The sequence below is a fragment of the Streptomyces diversicolor genome (genome assembly GCF_057537855.1).
This window is the reverse complement of record NZ_BAAJXA010000009.1, coordinates 265049-284264: the sequence shown is the minus strand read 5'-3', so window position 1 is coordinate 284264 and position 19216 is coordinate 265049. Positions and strand designations below refer to the sequence as shown.

Below are 19216 nucleotides of genomic sequence, written 5' to 3'. Positions count from 1 at the left end.
CGCGACGTGGCCGCCGACCCCGCGCGGGCGCCCGCCGCTCCCGTGCGACGTGCTCGCCGTTTCCCGGGCCGCGGCTGCCGTGTGGGGGCGGGGCGCGCTAGGGTCTGGCTGTCAGGGACGTTACTCGCGGGTAAGGGGAATCGGTCATGCAGCTCGGGATCAACCTCGGGTACTGGGGCGCCGGAATGGACGCGGACAATCTGGCCGTGGCCAAGGAGGCCGAGCGGCTGGGGTACGCCGTGTGCTGGGCGGCCGAGGCGTACGGATCGGACGCGGCCACCGTACTGACCTGGGTCGCCGCGCACACGGAACGGATCGACGTCGGCTCGGCCATCTTCCAGATCCCGGCCCGGCAGCCCGCGATGACCGCGATGACCGCCGCGACCCTCGACTCGCTGTCCGGCGGCCGCTTCCGGCTCGGCCTCGGCGTCTCGGGCCCACAGGTCTCCGAGGGCTGGTACGGGGTCACGTTCGACAAGCCCCTCTCCCGCACCCGCGAGTACGTCGAGATCGTCCGCCGGGCCATGACCCGCGAACGCCTTTCGTACGAGGGCGAGCACTGGACGCTGCCGCTGCCCGGCGGCCCCGGCAAGCCGATCAAGCTGACCGTGCACCCGCAGCGCGAGCACATTCCGCTCTACATCGCCGCCATCGGGCCCAGGAACCTGGAACAGACCGGGGAGATCGCCGACGGGGCGCTGCTCATCTTCCCCTCGGCCGACCACCTGGAGGAGACGGCCGTCAAGTACCTGCGCGCCGGGCGCGAGAAGGCGGGCAAGGGCCTCGACGGGTTCGACGTCTGCCCGACCCTGCCGCTCGCCGTCGGCGACGACAAGGACGTGTCCCGGCTCGCCGACACCTTCCGCCCCTACACCGCCCTGTACGTCGGCGGCATGGGCAGCCGCAAGCAGAACTTCTACAACCAGCTCGCCCAGCGCATGGGATACGAGAAGGAAGCCGCCGAGATCCAGGACAAGTACCTCTCGGGCGACAAGCAGGGCGCCGCGGCCGCCGTACCACAGGACCTGATCGACCGGACCACTCTGCTCGGCTCCGTCGACCGCATCGCCGACCGCATGAAGTCCTATGCCGCGGCCGGGGTGACCACCCTCACCCTCGCCCCCGCGGGCTTCACGCTCGACGAGCGGATCGCCTCCCTGCGGGCCGGCACCGAGGCCCTGGACCGCGCGGGCCTCGCCTGAGGCAAGGCCCGCGGCGTCCACGGAGGGTGTTCTCACGGCCGTGGTGGGGGCTCGGGGGTCTTCCCCGCCACGGCCGTCACGGGGACCAACGCGCCCGCGCCCGCGCGGTTACGCCCCCGCCACGCCCCGACTGCTCATCCGTTCGGCGGAGTTGTCCGACATACCTGTTGCGGCGCCTTCTGTGCGGCATTTGACTCGTTCTTTGCGGAATCCCATGGAAACCGGCGGAGCCCCGCGGAACGCACGCATCCCGCAGGAAGGTGCCCACGATGCTTTCGGCCAAGAGTCTGTTCCAGGAGATCCTCGACAACGACGAGTCCTTCCGGCTCTTCTGCTCCATCGCGGCCAGCGGGGAATCGCAGGGCGGCTGGGAGAACGCGCGGATCGCCGCACGCGTGCCACCGGGCGAACGCGCGCTCGCCCCCAAGATCACCCGCCACGGCGCCGACGAGGACAAGCACGGACGCATCTTCAACGCACTGATGAACAAGCGCGGTCTGCGGCCCGCCCCGGTCCCGCCGGAGACGGACTACACCATGCTCCTGGAACGCCACGGCATCGGACTCGCCCACGACAAGCTCAACGCCGAGGAGCCGCTGACGGTCCAGGACCTCATCGTCTACCTCGCCCACAGCCGGGTCACCGAGCAGCGGGCCTGCGAGCAGATGACGATGCTGCGCAAGCACTTCGGCGACCACCCCGATCTCGGCCGCGCCGTGAAGATGATCTCCAACGACGAGGACAACCACCTCGCCTACTGCCACGAGGAACTGCTGCGCCTCGCGCAGGCCGGACACGGCCCCGCCATCCGGCGCGCCCTGCGCGAGTGCGCCCTGGCCGAGATCCGGATCTACCGGGACGTCAGTCTCGCCGTCATGGCCCACATGGGCCGCATCCTCGGCTGGCCGAAGGCCAAGTCCGCGCTGCTCGCGGCCGGCATCCACGCCGTGTACGGGTACGAGCGGGCGGCGGGCTGGCGGCGCATGGTGTCCCTGCGGATGCCCGAGCGCCGCAACGCCCTGGGCGGCCCGGCCCCGACCGCCCCCGAGTTCGCCTGACACCGAACGCCCTGCGGCACCTCCACGCGCGCGAGGCGGTCATCGAGGTCGCCGGGCCGGGTCGCTGACGGGGATTCAGTGTGTCGGCCGGACCGCTGCAGGCCGGCGAACGCGGTCCGTACTCCTCCGTGACCGGGGCGAGGAACGCGGGAGGAGCGGACCGTCACGCCCGCACCCGACGGCACCGGCGCCCCCGGGCACCTCGGACGGGCGCTTACCCTGGGCCGCATGCCCACGCTGATCCTCGTAAGGCACGGACGTTCCACCGCCAACACCGCGGGCGAGCTGGCCGGCTGGACGCCCGGCGTCGCCCTGGACGAGCGCGGCGCCGCGCAGGCCGCCGCACTGCCCGGACGGCTCGCCGCGCTGCCCCTCGCCGAAGCGGTCACCAGCCCCCTGCAACGCTGCCAGGAGACGATCCGGCCACTCCTGGACTCCCGGCCGGCGCTGACCGCCCACACCGACGACCGGATCGGGGAGTGCCACTACGGAGACTGGACCGGACGCAAACTCGCCGAGCTGAACGACGAGCCGCTGATGCAGGTCGTACAGGCGCACCCGTCGGCCGCCGCGTTCCCCGGAGGCGAGTCCATGCGGGCCATGCAGGCCCGCGCCGCGGAGGCCGTGCGCGAATGGAACGCGCGCGTGGAACGCGACCACGGCCCGGACGCCGTGTACCTGATGTGCTCGCACGGCGACGTCATCAAGTCCCTCGTCGCCGACGCCCTCGGCCTGCACCTCGACCTGTTCCAGCGGATCTCCGTCGAACCCTGCTCCGTCACCGCGATCCGGTACACGCGGCTGCGGCCGTTCCTCGTTCGCCTCGGTGACACCGGGGATTTCGCCTCCCTTGTGCCCCGCGAGGAACCGCCCGGTGAAGACGCTCCGGTCGGAGGCGGTGCGGGCGCACCGTGATCGTCGGCCGCAGTAGGGTGAAGCGGTTGACATCATCGCGTTCACGCATGGACCTTCACGCATTCTCGATTCCAATGGAGACAGGACGTGTCCCGTCAGGTGTTCCTCTACGACCCCCCGGACCGCTTCGTGGCCGGCACGGTCGGGCTGCCCGGACGCCGTACGTTCTTCCTCCAGGCCTCCGCCGGCCCCCGGGTGACCAGCGTGGCCCTGGAGAAGACCCAGGTGGCCGCACTCGCGGAGCGCATGGACGAACTGCTCGACGAGGTGGTACGCCGTAGCGGCGGCAGCGCGCCGGTGCCCGCGGTCGCCCCGAACGAGATCACGGACTCCGCCCCGCTCGACACCCCCATCGACGAGGAGTTCCGCGTCGGCACCATGGCCCTGGCCTGGGACGGCGACGAACAGCGCATGATCGTCGAGGCGCAGGCGCTGGTGGAATTGGAAGCCGACTCCGACGAGGACCTCGCCGAGGCCGAGGAACGGCTGCTCCAGGACGAGGAGAACGGGCCCCCGATGCTGCGGGTCCGGCTCACCGGCGCCCAGGCCAGGGCCTTCGCCAAGCGCGCCCTCGACGTCGTCAACGCCGGAAGGCCGCCGTGCCCGCTGTGCAGCCTGCCGCTCGATCCGGAAGGACACGTATGTCCGCGCCAGAACGGATACCGCCGCGGAGCGTGACGCCCGCCACCGCCCCCGCCGAGCTGCTGGCCAGGGGCGAGCTGAAGGTACGCGGCCGCATCCGCGACGCGTCCAACGCCGCACTGTTCTGCACGGTCGTCCACGACGGGCAGGAGGCGTCCTGCGTCTACAAGCCGGTCGCCGGGGAGCGCCCCCTGTGGGACTTCCCCGACGGCACCCTCGCCGAGCGTGAGGTGGCCGCGTACGAGGTCTCCGAGGCCACCGGCTGGGGCCTGGTGCCGCCCACGGTGCTGCGGGAGGGGCCCTACGGCGAGGGCATGTGCCAGCTGTGGGTCGAGGCGGCCCCCGACGCCGAACTGCTCGCCCTGGTCGACGGCGAGGAACCCGAACCGGGCTGGAAGGCGATCGGCCTCGCCGAGGTCGGCGAGGGGCGCACGGCGCTGCTGGTGCACGCCGACGACGAGCGGCTGCGCCGGCTCGCCGTCCTCGACGCGGTGATCAACAACGCCGACCGCAAAGGCGGCCATCTGCTGCCGACCGCCGACGGACGGCTGTACGGCATCGACCACGGGGTCACCTTCAACGCCGAGAACAAGCTGCGCACGCTGCTGTGGGGCTGGGCGGGCGAACCGCTCACCCCGGAGGCGGTCGACGTCCTCAAGGGCCTGCGCGACGCCCTGGGCGACGGCGGCGCACTGGCCGGCCGGCTGGCCGGGCTGATCACGGCGGCGGAGCTGGCGGCCACTCGCGCGCGTGTCGAGGCGCTGCTGACGTCCGGGACCCATCCGGAGCCGAGCGGGGAATGGCCCGCCATTCCCTGGCCGCCCGTCTGAGCGGACCGAGCGGAGTCCGCCGTGCTGCGCCGGGGCCCCGAAGGGGCGGCGCGGGCAACCGCGCGGGCGGCTGCGCGCCACCGCGGTCGGCCGACGGCGCGGTACGGCCCCTCCCGCGGAGCGTCCGGCGGGCGGCGCAGCACATCGGCGGCCCGCCCGCAAGATCGCCTTTCCGGCCATCCGGCCTGGTCCGGTTCGTGGGCCGAACTCGCCGCCGGTTAGTCTCATGTACATGCATGCCTGGCCCGCTTCCGACGTCCCCGCCCTGCCCGGTCAGGGCCGCGACCTGAGGATCCACGACACCGCGACCGGCGGCCTGGTCACTCTCGTCCCCGGTCCCGTCGCCCGTATCTACGTCTGCGGCATCACGCCGTACGACGCGACCCACATGGGTCACGCGGCGACCTACAACGCGTTCGACCTCGTCCAGCGCGTGTGGCTCGACACGAAGCGCCAGGTGCACTACGTCCAGAACGTCACCGACGTCGACGACCCGCTGCTGGAACGCGCCCAGCGCGACGGCGTCGACTGGGTCGCCCTCGCCGAGCAGGAGACCGCCCTGTTCCGCGAGGACATGACCGCGCTGCGGATGCTGCCCCCGGAGCACTACATCGGCGCCGTCGAGGCCATACCGGGCATCGTGCCGCTCATCGAGCGGCTGCGGGACCTGGGCGCGGCCTACGAACTCGAAGGCGACATCTACTTCTCCGTGGAGTCCGACCCGCACTTCGGCAGCGTCTCGCGCCTCGACGCCGCCGCCATGCGGCTGCTGTCCGCCGAGCGCGGCGGCGACCCGGACCGCCCGGGCAAGAAGAACCCCGTCGACCCGATGCTGTGGATGGCCGCACGCGCCGGCGAACCCCGCTGGGACGGCGGCTCACTGGGCCCCGGCCGCCCCGGCTGGCACATCGAGTGCGTCGCCATCGCCCTGGACCACCTGGGCATGGGCTTCGACGTCCAGGGCGGCGGCTCGGACCTCGCCTTCCCGCACCACGAGATGGGCGCCTCGCACGCCCAGGTGCTGACCGGCGAGTTCCCCATGGCCAAGGCGTACGTCCACGCCGGCATGGTCGCCCTGGACGGCGAGAAGATGTCGAAGTCCAAGGGCAACCTCGTCTTCGTCTCCCGGCTGCGCCGCGACGGCGTCGACCCCGCCGCCATCCGGCTCGCCCTCCTCGCCCACCACTACCGGTCCGACTGGGAGTGGACCGACGGGGTGCTGGCGGACGCGGTGGCCCGGCTCGGCCGCTGGCGCGCCGCGGTCTCCCGGCCCGACGGGCCGCCCGCCGAGGCGCTGGTCGAGGAGATCCGCGAGGCGCTGGCGCACGACCTCGACGCCCCGGCCGCGCTGGCCGCCGTCGACCGGTGGGCCGCCGAGCAGCAGGAACACGGCGGCACGGACCCGGGCGCCCCGGGCATCGTCTCACGCACGGTGGACGCCCTACTGGGCGTCGCCCTGTGACCCCGCCCCCGACAAGCCCTTCGCCCGCGGCCCGTCAGCCCGTCGGCCGCGGGCGGGGGGAGCCCGGGGGCGTGCTCGGGGCGGGGGCGATGGCATGACGGTCGTGGGCTCGTACGGGGAGCCGTGCGGTTGCTGTGATGGGGTGGGGCGTGTCAGCTGACCCCTGGATCGGGCAACTGCCGGTCCCCTCGCGGAAGGTCACCCCGTGGCACCCGGACACGGCTCCTCCGCACCAGCCCTGACCCGGCGTCGGCCTCGAACTCGGCGTACTTCGTGACCGCCGTCGACGCGTGACACGACGGGGGCGGTACGCCGTGCGCACCGCCCCGCTCAGTCCTCCGAGGTGTCCTCGTCGTCGCTGTCCGGCGTACCGGAACCGCCGGGCTTCGGCGGCTTCGGCGGCCGGGTCCTGCCGGGCGGATTGTCCCGCCGGTACGACGACGGGGAGGGGCCGTCCCCGCCGTCCGCCGTGGCGTGCCCGCCCGGCGGGCTGACGTCACGGCGCCGCAGATACCGCTCGAACTCCCGGGCGATCGCCTCGCCCGACGCCTCCGGCAGCTCGGCGGTGTCCCGCGCCTCCTCCAGCGTCTGCACGTACTCGGCGACCTCACTGTCCTCGGCCGCCAGCTGGTCCACGCCCACCTGCCAGGCGCGCGCGTCCTCCGCCAGCTCGCCCAGCGGAATGCGCAGGTCGAGCAGGTCCTCCAGGCGGTTGAGCAGGGCCAGCGTCGCCTTCGGGTTGGGCGGCTGCGACACATAGTGCGGCACCGCGGCCCACAGGCTGACGGCCGGCACGCCCGCGTGCGTGCACGCCTCCTGCAGCACACCGACGATGCCCGTGGGGCCCTCGTACTTGGTCTCCTCCAGGTCCATGCGGTCGGCCAGGTCCGGGTCGGACGTGACCCCGCTGACCGGGACCGGACGCGTGTGCGGGGTGTCGCCGAGCAGCGCCCCCAGGATGACCACCAGCTCCACGCCCAGCTCGTGCGCGAAGCCCAGCAGCTCGTTGCAGAACGAGCGCCACCGCATGGACGGTTCGATGCCGCGGATCAGCACCAGGTCCCGCGGCTTGTCGCCGCCGACCCGGACCACCGACAGTCTGGTCGTCGGCCAGGTGATCTTGCGTACGCCGCCGTCCATGAACACCGTGGGGCGGTTCACCTGGAAGTCGTAGTAGTCCTCGGCGTCCAGCGCCGCGAACACCTCGCCCTTCCACTCCCGCTCAAGATGAGCGACCGCGGTGGAGGCGGCGTCGCCGGCATCGTTCCAGCCCTCGAACGCGGCCACCATGACTGGGTCGATCAGCTCGGGAACTCCCTCCAGCTCGATCACCCAGCGCCTCCTTCCGACGTGCCCTCGCGTACGTCCCAACCTTACGGCGTCCAGCGGGACCCCCCGCAGCCCCCTTGCACACCCGAGTGAACGCATCACTGCCCCGTTCACCACCAAGGAACACCCACGCCCACCGCCGACACCAAACGCCCCCACCAGCCCACCCCGACTCATCACTCCGCCCCACTGGAGAAGCCCAAGGGGCGCGGGGAACTGCGCGACCGGCCCCCACAAACCCGCACCAACACCCCACCCCCAACCCCCACGGCGCCCCCGGCCGAACTCACAGAGTGGACCGTAGCCAGTGCTCCACGCTAGCGATATGCACCGTCGCCCACGACCGTGCCGCCTCCGCGTCCCGGTCCCGCAGCGCGGCCAGGATCGCCCGGTGCTCACGCAGCGTGCGGGCCACCGCGTCCTCCTGGGTGAGCCCGCGCCAGATCCGGGCCCGGGTCGTCGGCCCGGACAGCCCGTCGAGCAGGGAGCACAGCACCGAGTTCCCGGAGCCCCGCACGATGCCGCGGTGGAACTCCAGGTCGCAGGCGACCAGTTCCTCCACCGAGGGCGCCGCGCCCAGCGCGTCCAACTGGTCCGTCAGCGCGTCCAGTTGCCGCTCGCTGATCCGCGGGGCCGCCATCGCCGTCGCGGCCGGCTCCAGGATCCGGCGCACCGCAAGGAACTCCAGGACCGTGTCGTCGCGGTGGAAGTCCACGACGAAACTCATCGCCTCCAGCAGCACCTGCGGATCGAGGCTGGTGACATACGTACCGTCGCCCTGACGCACGTCCAGGATCCGGATCAGCGACAGCGCGCGCACCGCCTCCCGCAGCGAGTTGCGGGACAGCCCCAGTTCCGCCGCCAGCTCGCTCTCCTTGGGCAGCCGGTCGCCGGGGCGCAGCGCGCCGGAGACGATCATGTCCTTGATCTTCTCGATCGCCTCATCGGTGACTGCCATGACGGGCCTCCCTGCGCTCAGACATCCGATGTCTCAGGCCACATTATGGGGGCATCGCCTCCGGGCGACCCCACCGCAGCGGGACCGCCCTCGGCACGGCCGGAAGACCTGTCTACGCCCGCTTCTCGGCCAGTACCCCGGCGACCTCGTCGCGCACCGCGTCCGTGGCGAGCCCGCGGATCGTCAGCGTCGTCCGGCGCCGCAGCACGTCCTCCGGTGTCTCGGCCCACTCGTGGTCCCGTGCCCACACCACCTGCGCCCAGATCTCCGGCGCGTCCGGGTGGACCCGCTCGGCCAGCCGCGGGTCCTCGTTGGTCAGCCGGGCGATGTCGAAGGCCAGCGAACCGTAGTGGGTGGCCAGGTGCCGCGCCGTGTCGGCGGCCATCCGCGGGCCGGGAGCCGGACGGTCCACGAGGAGCCGGTGGGCCACCGCACGGGGATTGGCCACGCCGGGCAGCGGCAGCTTCCTCGGCAGCGCGGAGACCGGTTCGAAGTCGTCGCCCAGCGGATGGCCGGGCAGCGACTCCAGCTTCTTCATGACCGTACGGCCGATGTGCCGGAAGGTCGTCCACTTGCCGCCGGCGACGGACAGCATGCCGCCCCTGCCCTCGGTCACCACGGTCTCCCGCTTGGCCTTCGCGGTGTCGCCGGGGCCGCCCGGCAGCACCCGCAGACCGGCGAACGCGTAGGTGATCAGGTCGCGGTCGAGCTGCTGGTCGCGCACGGAGAACGCGGCCTCGTCGAGTATCTGGGCGATGTCCTTGTCGGTGACCGCGACATCCGCGGGGTCGCCCTCGTACGCCTCGTCGGTCGTGCCGAGCAGCAGCATGTCCTCCCAAGGGAGGGCGAAGGTGATGCGGTACTTGTCGATCGGGGTGGCGAGCGCCGCCTTCCAGGGGGCGGTGCGCCTGAGCACCAGGTGCGCGCCCTTCGACAGCCGGATCGACGGCGCCGCGTTCGGGTCCTCCAGCGCGCGCAGCCGGTCCACCCAGGGGCCGGTCGCATTCAGCACCAGCCGGGCGTTCACGCCGAACTCGTCGCCGGACAGCCGGTCCGTCAGCTCGGCGCCGGTGACCCGGCCCCGGGTGAAGCGCAGCCCGGTCACCTCGGCGTGGTTGAGGACGACGGCGCCCGCCTCGACGGCCGCGCGGACCGTCATCAGCGCCATGCGGGCGTCGTTCATCTGGTCGTCGCCGTACACGGCCACGGCCTTCAGGTTCTCGGTGCGCAGCTCGGGCACGTCCTGCGCGGCCTTCGCGGGGGAGAGCAGATGGCCCACGCCGTCCCCGAACGCGGACAGCGCCGAGTACGCGAAGACACCCGCCCCGAGCTTCGCCGCGCCGTGCGGCCCGCCCTTGTACACCGGGAGGTAGAAGGTGAGCGGGTTCGCCAGATGGGGGGCCACCTGGCGGGAGACCGCGCGCCGTTCGAAGTGGTTCTCCGCGACCAGCTTGACCGCGCCGGTCTGCAGATAGCGCAGGCCGCCGTGGAGCAGCTTGGAGGAGGCGGACGAGGTGGCACCGGCGAAGTCGCCGGCGTCGACCAGAGCCACCCTGAGACCGGACTGCGCGGCGTGCCAGGCGGTGGAGATGCCGAGGATGCCGCCGCCGATCACAAGAAGGTCGTACGACGCCCTGGCGAGCTGTTCCCGGGTCTCGGCGCGGCTCGGGTTGGCGCCGTAGGCCGGGCGCGTCCCCAGAGCGGGCACGGACTGCAGGGTGGGCTGACTGGTCATGTCGGGTGCTTACTCCTCGTGCTCGATCCAGCCCATGGTCCGCTCGACGGCCTTGAGCCAGTTCTTGTATTCACGGTCGCGGGTCTCCGCGTCCATGCGGGGCGTCCACTCGGCGGCCCGGCGCCAGTTGGCACGCAGGTCGTCGGTGTTGTTCCAGAAGCCGACGGCGAGACCGGCGGCGTAGGCGGCGCCCAGACAGGTCGTCTCGGCGACCATGGGGCGCACCACCGGGGCGTCCAGGACGTCGGCGAGGTTCTGCATGAGCAGGTTGTTGGCGGTCATGCCGCCGTCGACCTTCAGGGTGGACAGTTCGACGCCGGAGTCCTTGGTCATGGCGTCCGCGATCTCCCGCGTCTGCCAGGCGGTGGCCTCCAGGACGGCGCGCGCCAGGTGCGCCTTGGTGACGTACCGGGTCAGGCCGGCGATCACACCGCGGGCGTCGGAGCGCCAGTGCGGGGCGAACAGACCGGAGAACGCCGGCACGAAGTAGGCGCCGCCGTTGTCCTCGACCGACAGCGCGAGCGTCTCGATCTCGGCGGCGGTGGAGATCAGGCCCATCTGGTCGCGCATCCACTGCACCAGCGCGCCGGTGACGGCGATCGAGCCCTCAAGGGCGTAGACCGTCGGCTGGTCGCCGATCTTGTAGCCGACGGTGGTCAGCAGCCCCGCGTACGAGTTGATGATCTTGTCACCGGTGTTCATCACCATGAAGGTGCCGGTGCCGTACGTCGACTTGGTCTCGCCCTCGGCGAAACAGGTCTGCCCGAACAGGGCCGCCTGCTGGTCGCCGAGCGCGGAGGCCACCGGGATGCCGCCGAGCAGGTCACCGAGCTTGCCGCCGGTGACCTCGCCGTAGACCTCGGCGGACGAACGGATCTCGGGGAGGATCTGCTGCGGGACGCCGATGGACTCGCAGATCTTGTCGTCCCACTGCATCGTGTGCAGGTTCATCAGCAGGGTGCGGGAGGCGTTGGTGACGTCCGTGACGTGCCGGCCGCCGTCGACGCCGCCGGTCAGGTTCCAGATGACCCAGGAGTCCATGGTGCCGAAGAGGATGTCGCCGGCCTCGGCGCGTTCGCGCAGCCCGTCGACGTGGTCGAGCAGCCAGCGGGCCTTGGGGCCGGCGAAGTAGGAGGCCAGCGGCAGACCGGTCTCGCGGCGGAAGCGGTCCTGGCCGACGTTGCGCCCGAGTTCCTTGCACAGGGCGTCGGTGCGGGTGTCCTGCCAGACGATGGCGTTGTGGACGGGCCGGCCGGTGTTCTTGTCCCACAGCACGGTGGTCTCGCGCTGGTTGGTGATGCCGATGGCCTTGATGTCGTCGCGGGTGATGCCGGCCTTCTCCACGGCCTTGGCGACGACCTCCTGGACGTTGGTCCAGATCTCGTTCGCGTCGTGCTCGACCCAGCCCGGCTTCGGGAAGATCTGCTCGTGCTCCTTCTGGTCGACGGAGACGATGCGGCCGTCCCGGTCGAAGACGATGCAGCGGCTGGAGGTCGTGCCCTGGTCGATCGCGGCGATGAAGGGCCCTGCGGTGTGGGCGTCGGTCACTGTGTGCTCCTGGAGGTTCCGTGGGTGAGGGCTTGCGGGGCGGCGCCTGCTGTGCGGCTCGGGGGAAGCGGGAGTGCTTCTAAGCAAATGCGACGTTGTAGATGCCCGCAGCGACGGCGCCGCCGATCAGCGGACCGACCACCGGGATCCAGGCGTAGCTCCAGTCGGAGCCGCCCTTGTTGGGCAGGGGCAGCAGGGCGTGCACGATGCGCGGGCCGAGGTCACGGGCCGGGTTGATCGCGTACCCGGTCGGGCCGCCGAGGGACAGACCGATGGAGACGACCACCAGCGCGGTGATCAGGGCGCCCAGGGTGCCGAGGCCGTTGCCCTTGTCGTTCAGGCCCTGGGTGAGGATGGCGAGGACCAGCACCAGCGTGCCGATGATCTCCGTGGCGAGGTTCTGGACCGCGTGCCGGATCTCCGGACCGGTGGAGAAGACGCCGAGGACCGGACCGGCGGCGGGCTCCTCGGCCTCGACGGCCTTGGCCCGCGCGGGCGTGGTGGCCTGGGCGCCCGGACCGCCGACGATCTCCCGGTCGGTGAGGTGCGCGTGGAACTGGCCGTAGTAGGCGACCCAGACCAGTGCGGCGCCGATCATGGCGCCGAGCAGCTGGCCGCCCCAGTAGACGGGCAGGTTGCCGAAGTCGTCGTCCTTGATCGCGAGCGCGAGCGTCACGGCCGGGTTGAGGTGGGCGCCGGACAGGGGCGCCGAGGTGTAGACCGCCGTGAGCACCGCGAAACCCCACCCGAAGGCGATGGCGAGCCAGCCGGCGTTACGGGCCTTGGAAGCCTTCAGCGTCACGGCGGCGCAGACGCCACCGCCGAGCAGGATGAGTATGGCGGTACCGATGGTCTCGCCGATGAAGATGTCGGAGCTGGACACCCGCGACTCCTTTGTCCTTCGTCCAGGGAAGCCGAACCCCGGGTCCCTCCGGGGGTTCTGGTGCCCTCGGGGTGAGAGCGATGCCGGCCCTTGGCGTTGTCACACTCTAGCGCGTATTGCCGGTAAGTGTTCGACAATGCCGACCGTTGGACGGGAGTCTTGCTCCGGTGTTACGCATGAGTCAAGTGTTTGGTTGCGAAACTCCGATCGTTATTGATCGCCGTTGATCGCTGCGGGTGACCGGTCCCGGACATCGCTACGGTCGGCGGTCCCGCCAATCGCCACGAGTGACCGCTCCCGGGCGGCGCCGCGGGTCACCGGTTCCGGGGATGGCCGTGGGCTACCGGTTCCGGGCATGGCCGCGGGTGGCCGGTTCCGGGGATGGCCGCGGGCTACCGGTTCCGGAACACGGCGAAGGCCGGCACGCCGACGGGCGAACCGGCCCGGTCGGAGCGATCGGTCGAAGTGATCGGTCGAGGCGTTCCGTCGAGGCGATCCGTCGAAGCGTTCCGTGGAGGCGATCGGCCGGAGTGATCAGCCGGAGTGATCGGCCGAAGGAAGCAGGGAGCGGGGTTCAGAACCGCCCGGCGCCCAAGTCGCGCGACACCGCGCGGGCGCAGTCCCGCACGGCCGCGATCAGCTCGGGCCGCAGCTCACCGTCCCGGCACAGCCGCTCCACCGCGCCGGTGACACCGACCGCGCCCACCGGCATCCGCCGCCGGTCGTGGATGGGCGCGGCCACCGAGGCCACGCCCTGCCAGGTCTCCTCCACGTCCGCCGCGTACCCCCGCGCCCGGGTGAGGTCCAGGACCTGCTCAAAGCCCTCCGGGTCGCACACGGTGCGATCGGTGAACGCCTTGCGGTCGGCCTCCAGCGCCTCGCTGTGCGCCACGGGGTCGTAGGCCGACAGCACCTTGCCCATGGCCGTGGAGTGCAGCGGCTGCATGGCCCCGATCTCCAGGACCTGCCGGCTGTCGTCCGGCCGGAACACGTGGTGCACGATCAGCACGCCGTGCTGGTGCAGGACGCCCAGGTAGGCGCTCTCGCCGCTGGAGCGGGCCAGGTCGTCCGTCCAGACCAGGGCCCGCGCCCGCAACTCGTGCACATCGAGGTAGGTGGTGCCCAGGCGCAGCAGCTCGGCGCCGAGCTGGTAGCGCCCCGAGGGCTCGTCCTGCTCCACGAACCCCTCCTGCTGGAGGGTGCGCAGGATTCCGTGGGCGGTGCCCTTCGCGAGGCCCAGCGAGGAGGCGATGTCCGACAGGCCGAGCCGTCGCTCGCCGCCCGCGAGCAGCCGCAGCATCGCGGCCGCCCGTTCGAGCGACTGGATGTTCCGTGTCATCGCCGTACCGCCCTCCGTCCCTTCGGCTGTGCGACCCCGGCGGCAACCCCCGCCGTCGTTCGGCAATGTCGAACACTACCGGTCCATGCCGACCTCTCGCCAACGGGTCGATCGCCCTGCGTGACAGCCCCTCCCGACGTCTCCCGACGTCTCCCGACGTCTCCCGACGTCTCCCGACGTCTCCCGACGTCTCCCGACGTCTCCCGGCGTCTCCCGGCGTCTCCCGGCGTCTCCCGGCGTCTCCCGGCGTCTGTCGGCGTCTGTCGGCGTCTGTCGGGGTCTGTCGGGGTTTCCCGGCGCCCGCGTGACCCGTCCGCCCCATCCGTCCGTCCCGTGGACGCCCTGCCCATCCAAGCCCACTCCCGGTTACGCTGGCGCCGTGCGCCTGCTCCGGGCCCGACCGGACGACCGCATAGCCGACAGCCGTCGCACTCCAGGGAGCCCCTACATGGCCTTGTCGCCACCGACCCCTTCAGCCGACAGCCGGACCCGTGTGTCCGCACTCCGCGAAGCGCTCGCCACCCGTGTGGTGGTCGCCGACGGAGCGATGGGCACCATGCTCCAGGCCCAGGAGCCCACACTCGACGACTTCGAGAACCTTGAGGGCTGCAACGAAATCCTCAACCTGACCCGCCCCGACATCGTCCGCTCGGTCCACGAGGCATACTTCGCCGTGGGCGTGGACTGCGTCGAGACCAACACCTTCGGGGCCAACCACGCGGCCATGGCCGAGTACGACATCGCCGACCGCGTGTACGAGCTGTCCGAGGCCGGTGCCCGCGTGGCCCGCGAGGTCGCCGACGAATTCACCGCGGGCGACGGCCGGCAGCGCTGGGTCCTCGGCTCCATCGGCCCCGGCACCAAACTGCCCACGCTCGGCCACGCCGCCTACACCACCCTGCGCGACGCCTACCAGCGCAACGCCGAGGGCCTGGTCACGGGCGGTGCCGACGCGCTGCTGGTGGAGACCAGCCAGGACCTGTTGCAGACCAAGGCCGCCGTCCTCGGCGCCCGCCGCGGCCTTGCCGCCCTCGGCCTGGACCTGCCGGTCATCGTGTCCGTCACCGTCGAGACCACCGGCACCATGCTGCTCGGCTCCGAGATCGGCGCGGCCCTGACCGCGCTGGAACCACTCGGCATCGACATGATCGGCCTGAACTGCGCCACCGGCCCGGCCGAGATGAGCGAACACCTGCGCTACCTCGCCCGCACCGCCCGCATCCCGCTGTCCTGCATGCCGAACGCGGGCCTGCCGGTCCTCGGCAAGGACGGCGCCGAGTACCCGCTGACCGCGCCGGAACTGGCCGACGCCCAGGAGACCTTCGTCCGCGAATACGGCCTCTCGCTGGTCGGCGGCTGCTGCGGCACCACCCCCGAGCATCTGCGCCAGGTCGTCGAGCGCGTCCAGGGCCTGACCCCGCCCGAGCGCAGCCCGCGGCCCGAGCCCGGCGCGGCCTCCCTGTACCAGTCGGTGCCGTTCCGCCAGGACACCTCCTACCTGGCGATCGGGGAGCGGACCAACGCCAACGGCTCGAAGAAGTTCCGCGAGGCCATGCTGGAAGGCCGCTGGGACGACTGCGTCGAGATGGCACGCGAACAGATCCGCGAGGGCGCGCACATGCTCGACCTGTGCGTGGACTACGTCGGCCGCGACGGCGTCGCCGACATGGACGAACTCGCCGGCCGCTTCGCCACCGCGTCCACCCTGCCGATCGTGCTCGACTCCACCGAGGTGGACGTCATCCGGGCCGGTCTGGAGAAACTGGGCGGCCGTGCGGTCATCAACTCCGTCAACTACGAGGACGGCGACGGCCCGGAGTCCCGGTTCGCGAAGGTCACCCGGCTCGCCCGGGAACACGGCGCTGCGCTGATCGCGCTGACCATCGACGAGGAGGGCCAGGCCCGCACCCCGGAGAAGAAGGTCGAGATCGCCGAACGGCTGATCGACGACCTGACCGGGAACTGGGGCATCCGCGAGGACGACATCCTCATCGACACCCTGACCTTCACCATCTGCACCGGCCAGGAGGAGTCCCGGAGGGACGGCATCGCCACCATCGAGGCGATCCGCGAACTCAAGCGTCGCCACCCCGCCGTGCAGACCACGCTCGGCCTGTCGAACATCTCCTTCGGTCTCAACCCGGCCGCCCGCATCCTGCTCAACTCGGTCTTCCTGGACGAGTGCGTGAAGGCCGGCCTGGACTCGGCCATCGTGCACGCCTCCAAGATCCTGCCGATCGCCCGCTTCGACGAGGAACAGGTACGCACGGCCCTCGACCTCATCTACGACCGCCGCGCGGAGGGCTACGACCCGCTGCAGAAACTGATGGCGCTGTTCGAGGGCGCCACCGCGAAGTCACTGAGGGCGGGCAAGGCCGAGGAACTGGCCGCCCTGCCGCTGGAGGAGCGCCTGAAGCGGCGCATCATCGACGGCGAACGCAACGGCCTGGAGGCCGATCTCGACGAGGCCCTGCGGACCCGCAAGGCCCTCGACATCGTCAACGAAACCCTCCTCGACGGCATGAAGGTGGTCGGCGAGCTGTTCGGCTCCGGTCAGATGCAGCTGCCGTTCGTCCTGCAGTCCGCCGAGGTGATGAAGGCGGCCGTCGCGCACCTCGAACCCCACATGGAGAAGGTGGCCGACGGGCAGGAAGACGTGGGCAAGGGCACGATCGTGCTCGCCACCGTGCGTGGCGACGTGCACGACATCGGCAAGAACCTCGTCGACATCATCCTGTCCAACAACGGCTACAACGTCGTCAACCTCGGCATCAAACAGCCGGTCTCGGCCATCCTGGAGGCGGCCGAGGAACACCGGGCGGACGTCATCGGCATGTCCGGCCTGCTGGTCAAGTCCACGGTGATCATGAAGGAGAATCTGGAGGAGCTGAACCAGCGGGGCCTCGCCGCGACCTACCCCGTGATCCTCGGCGGCGCAGCCCTGACCCGGGCCTACGTCGAGCAGGACCTGCACGAGCTGTACGAGGGCGAGGTCCGCTACGCCCGCGACGCCTTCGAGGGCCTGCGCCTGATGGACGCGCTCGTCGGCGTGAAGCGGGGCCTGCCCGGGGCGAAGCTGCCGGAGCTGAGGCAGCGCCGGGTGCGGCCGGTGGCCGCCGTCCAGACCGACGTACGGCCGGAGGAGGGTCACGTCCGCTCGGACGTCGCCACCGACAACCCCGTGCCCACGCCGCCGTTCTGGGACACCCGCGTCATCAAGGGCATCCAGCTCAAGGAGTACGCGAGCTGGCTGGACGAGGGCGCGCTGTTCAAGGGGCAGTGGGGGCTGAAGCAGGCCCGCACCGGCGACGGACCCTCGTACGAGGAACTGGTGGAGAGCGAGGGCCGCCCCCGGCTGCGCGGCCTCCTCGACCGGTTGCAGACCGAGAACCTGCTCGAAGCCGCCGTCGTCTACGGCTACTTCCCCTGTGTGTCCAAGGACGACGACCTGATCATCCTGGACGACCGGGGCAACGAACGCACACGGTTCACCTTCCCGCGCCAGCGGCGTGGCCGCCGGCTGTGCCTGGCCGACTTCTTCCGTCCGGAGGAGTCGGGCGAGACCGATGTGGTCGGCCTCCAGGTCGTCACGGTCGGCTCGCGGGTCGGCGAGGAGACGGCGCGGCTCTTCGCGTCCGACTCCTACCGGGAATACCTCGAACTGCACGGCCTGTCCGTGCAGTTGGCGGAGGCGCTGGCCGAGTACTGGCACGCCAGGGTCCGCTCCGAGCTGGGCTTCGCCGGGGAGGACCCGGCGGAGATGGAGGACATGTTCGCCCTGAAGTACCGGGGCGCCCGGTTCTCCCTCGGCTACGGCGCCTGCCCCGACCTGGAGGACCGGACGAAGATCGCCGAACTCCTGCGCCCGGAACGCATCGGCGTCCACCTCTCGGAGGAGTTCCAGCTCCACCCCGAACAGTCCACGGACGCCATCGTCATCCACCACCCAGAAGCCAAGTACTTCAACGCCCGCTGACCCCCAACACCGGTAACGCGAGCCGACGTCGGGCGTGGGTTGGCTTGCCGGGCAGGGCGGCCCTCCAACGTGGGGCACCCTCCCGCATGGGGCCTCCCACGCGGGGCGCCCTCCCGTGCGGGTGGCTTCGCACGTGGGCGCGCCTTCCCGGGCGGGTGGCTTCGCGGGTGGGCTGGTTCTGCGTGGGCTGGTTTCTCGGGCAGGGCGGGTTTCAACGCGGCCCGCCTTCCGGCGTGGGGCGCCTTCCCGGGCGGGGGGCTTTGCGCGTGGGTGGCTTCGCGGGTGGGTTGGTTCCTGCCTGGGCCGGCTTCCTCCAGAGGTCGGCTTCTTCCCCCTGAGGCGTCTTCGGGGCGGGGTGGCTTCCCACGTGGGGGGTCCAGGGGGGTGCCTGCGCCGGGGCCCTTGCGAGGGCGTCAGGTATCCGGCCTGGCCAGGGGACTCTCGGGGGCACCATGTGTCGGCCCTGTCCCGGGACCTCGACGGCATCCGCCCGGCGCCCGGCCCGGCGCCGGGCCACGGGGTGCCCGCGTGCCCCATGCGGCGACCGGTTGCCGCCCGTGTGCGTCCGGTCGGCGCCGACTGCGTGTCTGGTCGGCGGGCGCGGGGTCTTGTCCTCGTCCCTGTGTTGCGGCCGGGCATCCGTCCATGGCGCGCCCCGCCGGGCCTGCTGGACACGCCCGGTGCTCTGCCCAGCCACCGCGCTACGCCGGGCCGCCGTGCCCACGCCCGGCCGTGGCGCCACGCCGGGCCCGCGCCGGCGTTCGCCGGGCCGACCGTCGACCCGGCAACCCCGGCTCCCGGCCACCACGCTCGCAATCGGGGCCCGCTGTGCCCGCCCTCGCCCACCGTGTTCACACCCGCGTACCGCGTGCCTGCCACCGCCCGCTGTGACCGCCCACCGTGCCTGCGCCCGCGCATCATGCGCGCCCCGCCCGCCTGCCGGGCCCGAGTCTCGCCCACCGCGCCCGCTGTGCCGTGCCCGGCCGCTGCGCTCACGTCCGCCCGCTCTGCCCTGCGTCCGCGCATATCCGGCCCCCGGGCCGCTCGGCGGCGTCCGCGCGCGTCCGGCTGGGCTCCGGGCCTCGGGTATCTGCCTGATTGCGGCGCAGGCGGGCCCTCAGGGGTGCCCCTTGCGTGCGGTTGGTGCCGGTGTGCGTCTCGTCGGCGGGCGCGTGATCTCGTTCGCGCACGTCACGACCGGGTGTCCAGCCACGGGAGCGGACCGCTGGGCCCGCAGGGCGCCCCCGGGCCTCTCTCCACCCACGGCGCCCAGACCCACCGCCGTGCCCGCACCTGCGCCCGCCGCCCCCTGTCAGCAACGCCTGTGCCCGCGCTGGCC

General features: G+C 71.9%; 13 protein-coding genes. 7 read left to right on the top strand and 6 right to left on the bottom strand.

Annotated elements, in window-relative coordinates; genetic code table 11:
• Nucleotides 1–146: 146 nt before the first annotated feature.
• The 6 genes from AC27LF_RS13730 to mshC all read left to right on the top strand — a co-directional run bounded on the left by AC27LF_RS13730 (nucleotide 147) and on the right by mshC (nucleotide 6109).
• On the top strand, nucleotides 147–1202 hold the full coding sequence (locus tag AC27LF_RS13730; protein ID WP_479656591.1) for an LLM class F420-dependent oxidoreductase: 1056 nt from the start codon (nucleotides 147–149) through the stop codon (nucleotides 1200–1202).
• 269 nt (nucleotides 1203–1471) lie between these two features.
• Nucleotides 1472–2260, top strand: a complete 789-nt coding sequence (locus tag AC27LF_RS13725; protein WP_479656590.1) for a ferritin-like domain-containing protein — start codon at nucleotides 1472–1474, stop codon at nucleotides 2258–2260.
• A gap of 228 nt (nucleotides 2261–2488) precedes the next feature.
• Nucleotides 2489–3175, top strand: a complete 687-nt coding sequence (locus AC27LF_RS13720; protein ID WP_479656589.1) for a histidine phosphatase family protein — start codon at nucleotides 2489–2491, stop codon at nucleotides 3173–3175.
• A gap of 87 nt (nucleotides 3176–3262) precedes the next feature.
• On the top strand, nucleotides 3263–3853 hold the full coding sequence (locus AC27LF_RS13715) for a DUF3090 domain-containing protein (RefSeq protein WP_479656588.1): 591 nt from the start codon (nucleotides 3263–3265) through the stop codon (nucleotides 3851–3853).
• The gene (locus tag AC27LF_RS13710; protein WP_479656587.1) at nucleotides 3817–4647 is read left to right on the top strand and encodes an SCO1664 family protein; all 831 of its coding nucleotides are present in this window, start codon (nucleotides 3817–3819) and stop codon (nucleotides 4645–4647) included. Before AC27LF_RS13715 ends, AC27LF_RS13710 begins: the two co-directional genes overlap by 37 nt.
• 232 nt (nucleotides 4648–4879) lie before the next feature.
• On the top strand, nucleotides 4880–6109 hold the full coding sequence (gene mshC / locus AC27LF_RS13705) for a cysteine--1-D-myo-inosityl 2-amino-2-deoxy-alpha-D-glucopyranoside ligase (protein ID WP_479656586.1): 1230 nt from the start codon (nucleotides 4880–4882) through the stop codon (nucleotides 6107–6109).
• A gap of 330 nt (nucleotides 6110–6439) precedes the next feature.
• Here the strand turns inward: mshC and AC27LF_RS13700 are convergent, their stop codons facing one another.
• The 6 genes from AC27LF_RS13700 to AC27LF_RS13675 all read right to left on the bottom strand — a co-directional run bounded on the left by AC27LF_RS13700 (nucleotide 6440) and on the right by AC27LF_RS13675 (nucleotide 13901).
• Nucleotides 6440–7441 (bottom strand): PAC2 family protein, encoded by a 1002-nt coding sequence (locus AC27LF_RS13700; RefSeq protein WP_404030479.1) that lies wholly within the window; start codon nucleotides 7439–7441, stop codon nucleotides 6440–6442.
• 283 nt (nucleotides 7442–7724) lie between these two features.
• Nucleotides 7725–8396: a FadR/GntR family transcriptional regulator gene (locus AC27LF_RS13695; protein WP_479656585.1), complete on the bottom strand. Its 672-nt coding sequence runs from the start codon at nucleotides 8394–8396 to the stop codon at nucleotides 7725–7727.
• Nucleotides 8397–8508: 112 nt separating this feature from the next.
• Complete coding sequence (locus AC27LF_RS13690) at nucleotides 8509–10131, bottom strand: glycerol-3-phosphate dehydrogenase/oxidase (protein WP_479656584.1); 1623 nt, start codon at nucleotides 10129–10131, stop codon at nucleotides 8509–8511.
• Nucleotides 10132–10140: 9 nt separating this feature from the next.
• Nucleotides 10141–11679: a glycerol kinase GlpK gene (gene glpK / locus AC27LF_RS13685; RefSeq protein ID WP_479656583.1), complete on the bottom strand. Its 1539-nt coding sequence runs from the start codon at nucleotides 11677–11679 to the stop codon at nucleotides 10141–10143.
• A 79-nt stretch (nucleotides 11680–11758) separates the two neighbouring features.
• Nucleotides 11759–12562 carry an MIP/aquaporin family protein gene (locus AC27LF_RS13680; protein ID WP_479656582.1) on the bottom strand — a complete coding sequence of 268 codons (804 nt, stop codon included), beginning with the start codon at nucleotides 12560–12562 and terminating at the stop codon, nucleotides 11759–11761.
• Nucleotides 12563–13136: 574 nt separating this feature from the next.
• Nucleotides 13137–13901, bottom strand: a complete 765-nt coding sequence (locus AC27LF_RS13675) for an IclR family transcriptional regulator (RefSeq protein ID WP_479656581.1) — start codon at nucleotides 13899–13901, stop codon at nucleotides 13137–13139.
• A gap of 448 nt (nucleotides 13902–14349) precedes the next feature.
• Between AC27LF_RS13675 and metH the strand changes: the two genes are divergently transcribed.
• Nucleotides 14350–17877 carry a methionine synthase gene (metH, locus tag AC27LF_RS13670; RefSeq protein WP_479656580.1) on the top strand — a complete coding sequence of 1176 codons (3528 nt, stop codon included), beginning with the start codon at nucleotides 14350–14352 and terminating at the stop codon, nucleotides 17875–17877.
• Nucleotides 17878–19216 lie beyond the last annotated feature (1339 nt).

Bases quoted from the DNA above. Each gene is read 5' to 3' on its own strand.
- AC27LF_RS13730 (WP_479656591.1), top strand. From the start codon at position 147: ATGCAGCTCGGGATCAACCTCGGGTACTGGGGCGCCGGAATGGACGCG.
- AC27LF_RS13725 (WP_479656590.1), top strand. From the start codon at position 1,472: ATGCTTTCGGCCAAGAGTCTGTTCCAGGAGATCCTCGACAACGACGAG.
- AC27LF_RS13720 (WP_479656589.1), top strand. From the start codon at position 2,489: ATGCCCACGCTGATCCTCGTAAGGCACGGACGTTCCACCGCCAACACC.
- AC27LF_RS13710 (WP_479656587.1), top strand. From the start codon at position 3,817: ATGTCCGCGCCAGAACGGATACCGCCGCGGAGCGTGACGCCCGCCACC.
- mshC (WP_479656586.1), top strand. From the start codon at position 4,880: ATGCATGCCTGGCCCGCTTCCGACGTCCCCGCCCTGCCCGGTCAGGGC.
- AC27LF_RS13695 (WP_479656585.1), bottom strand. From the start codon at position 8,396: ATGGCAGTCACCGATGAGGCGATCGAGAAGATCAAGGACATGATCGTC.
- AC27LF_RS13690 (WP_479656584.1), bottom strand. From the start codon at position 10,131: ATGACCAGTCAGCCCACCCTGCAGTCCGTGCCCGCTCTGGGGACGCGC.
- AC27LF_RS13675 (WP_479656581.1), bottom strand. From the start codon at position 13,901: ATGACACGGAACATCCAGTCGCTCGAACGGGCGGCCGCGATGCTGCGG.
- metH (WP_479656580.1), top strand. From the start codon at position 14,350: ATGGCCTTGTCGCCACCGACCCCTTCAGCCGACAGCCGGACCCGTGTG.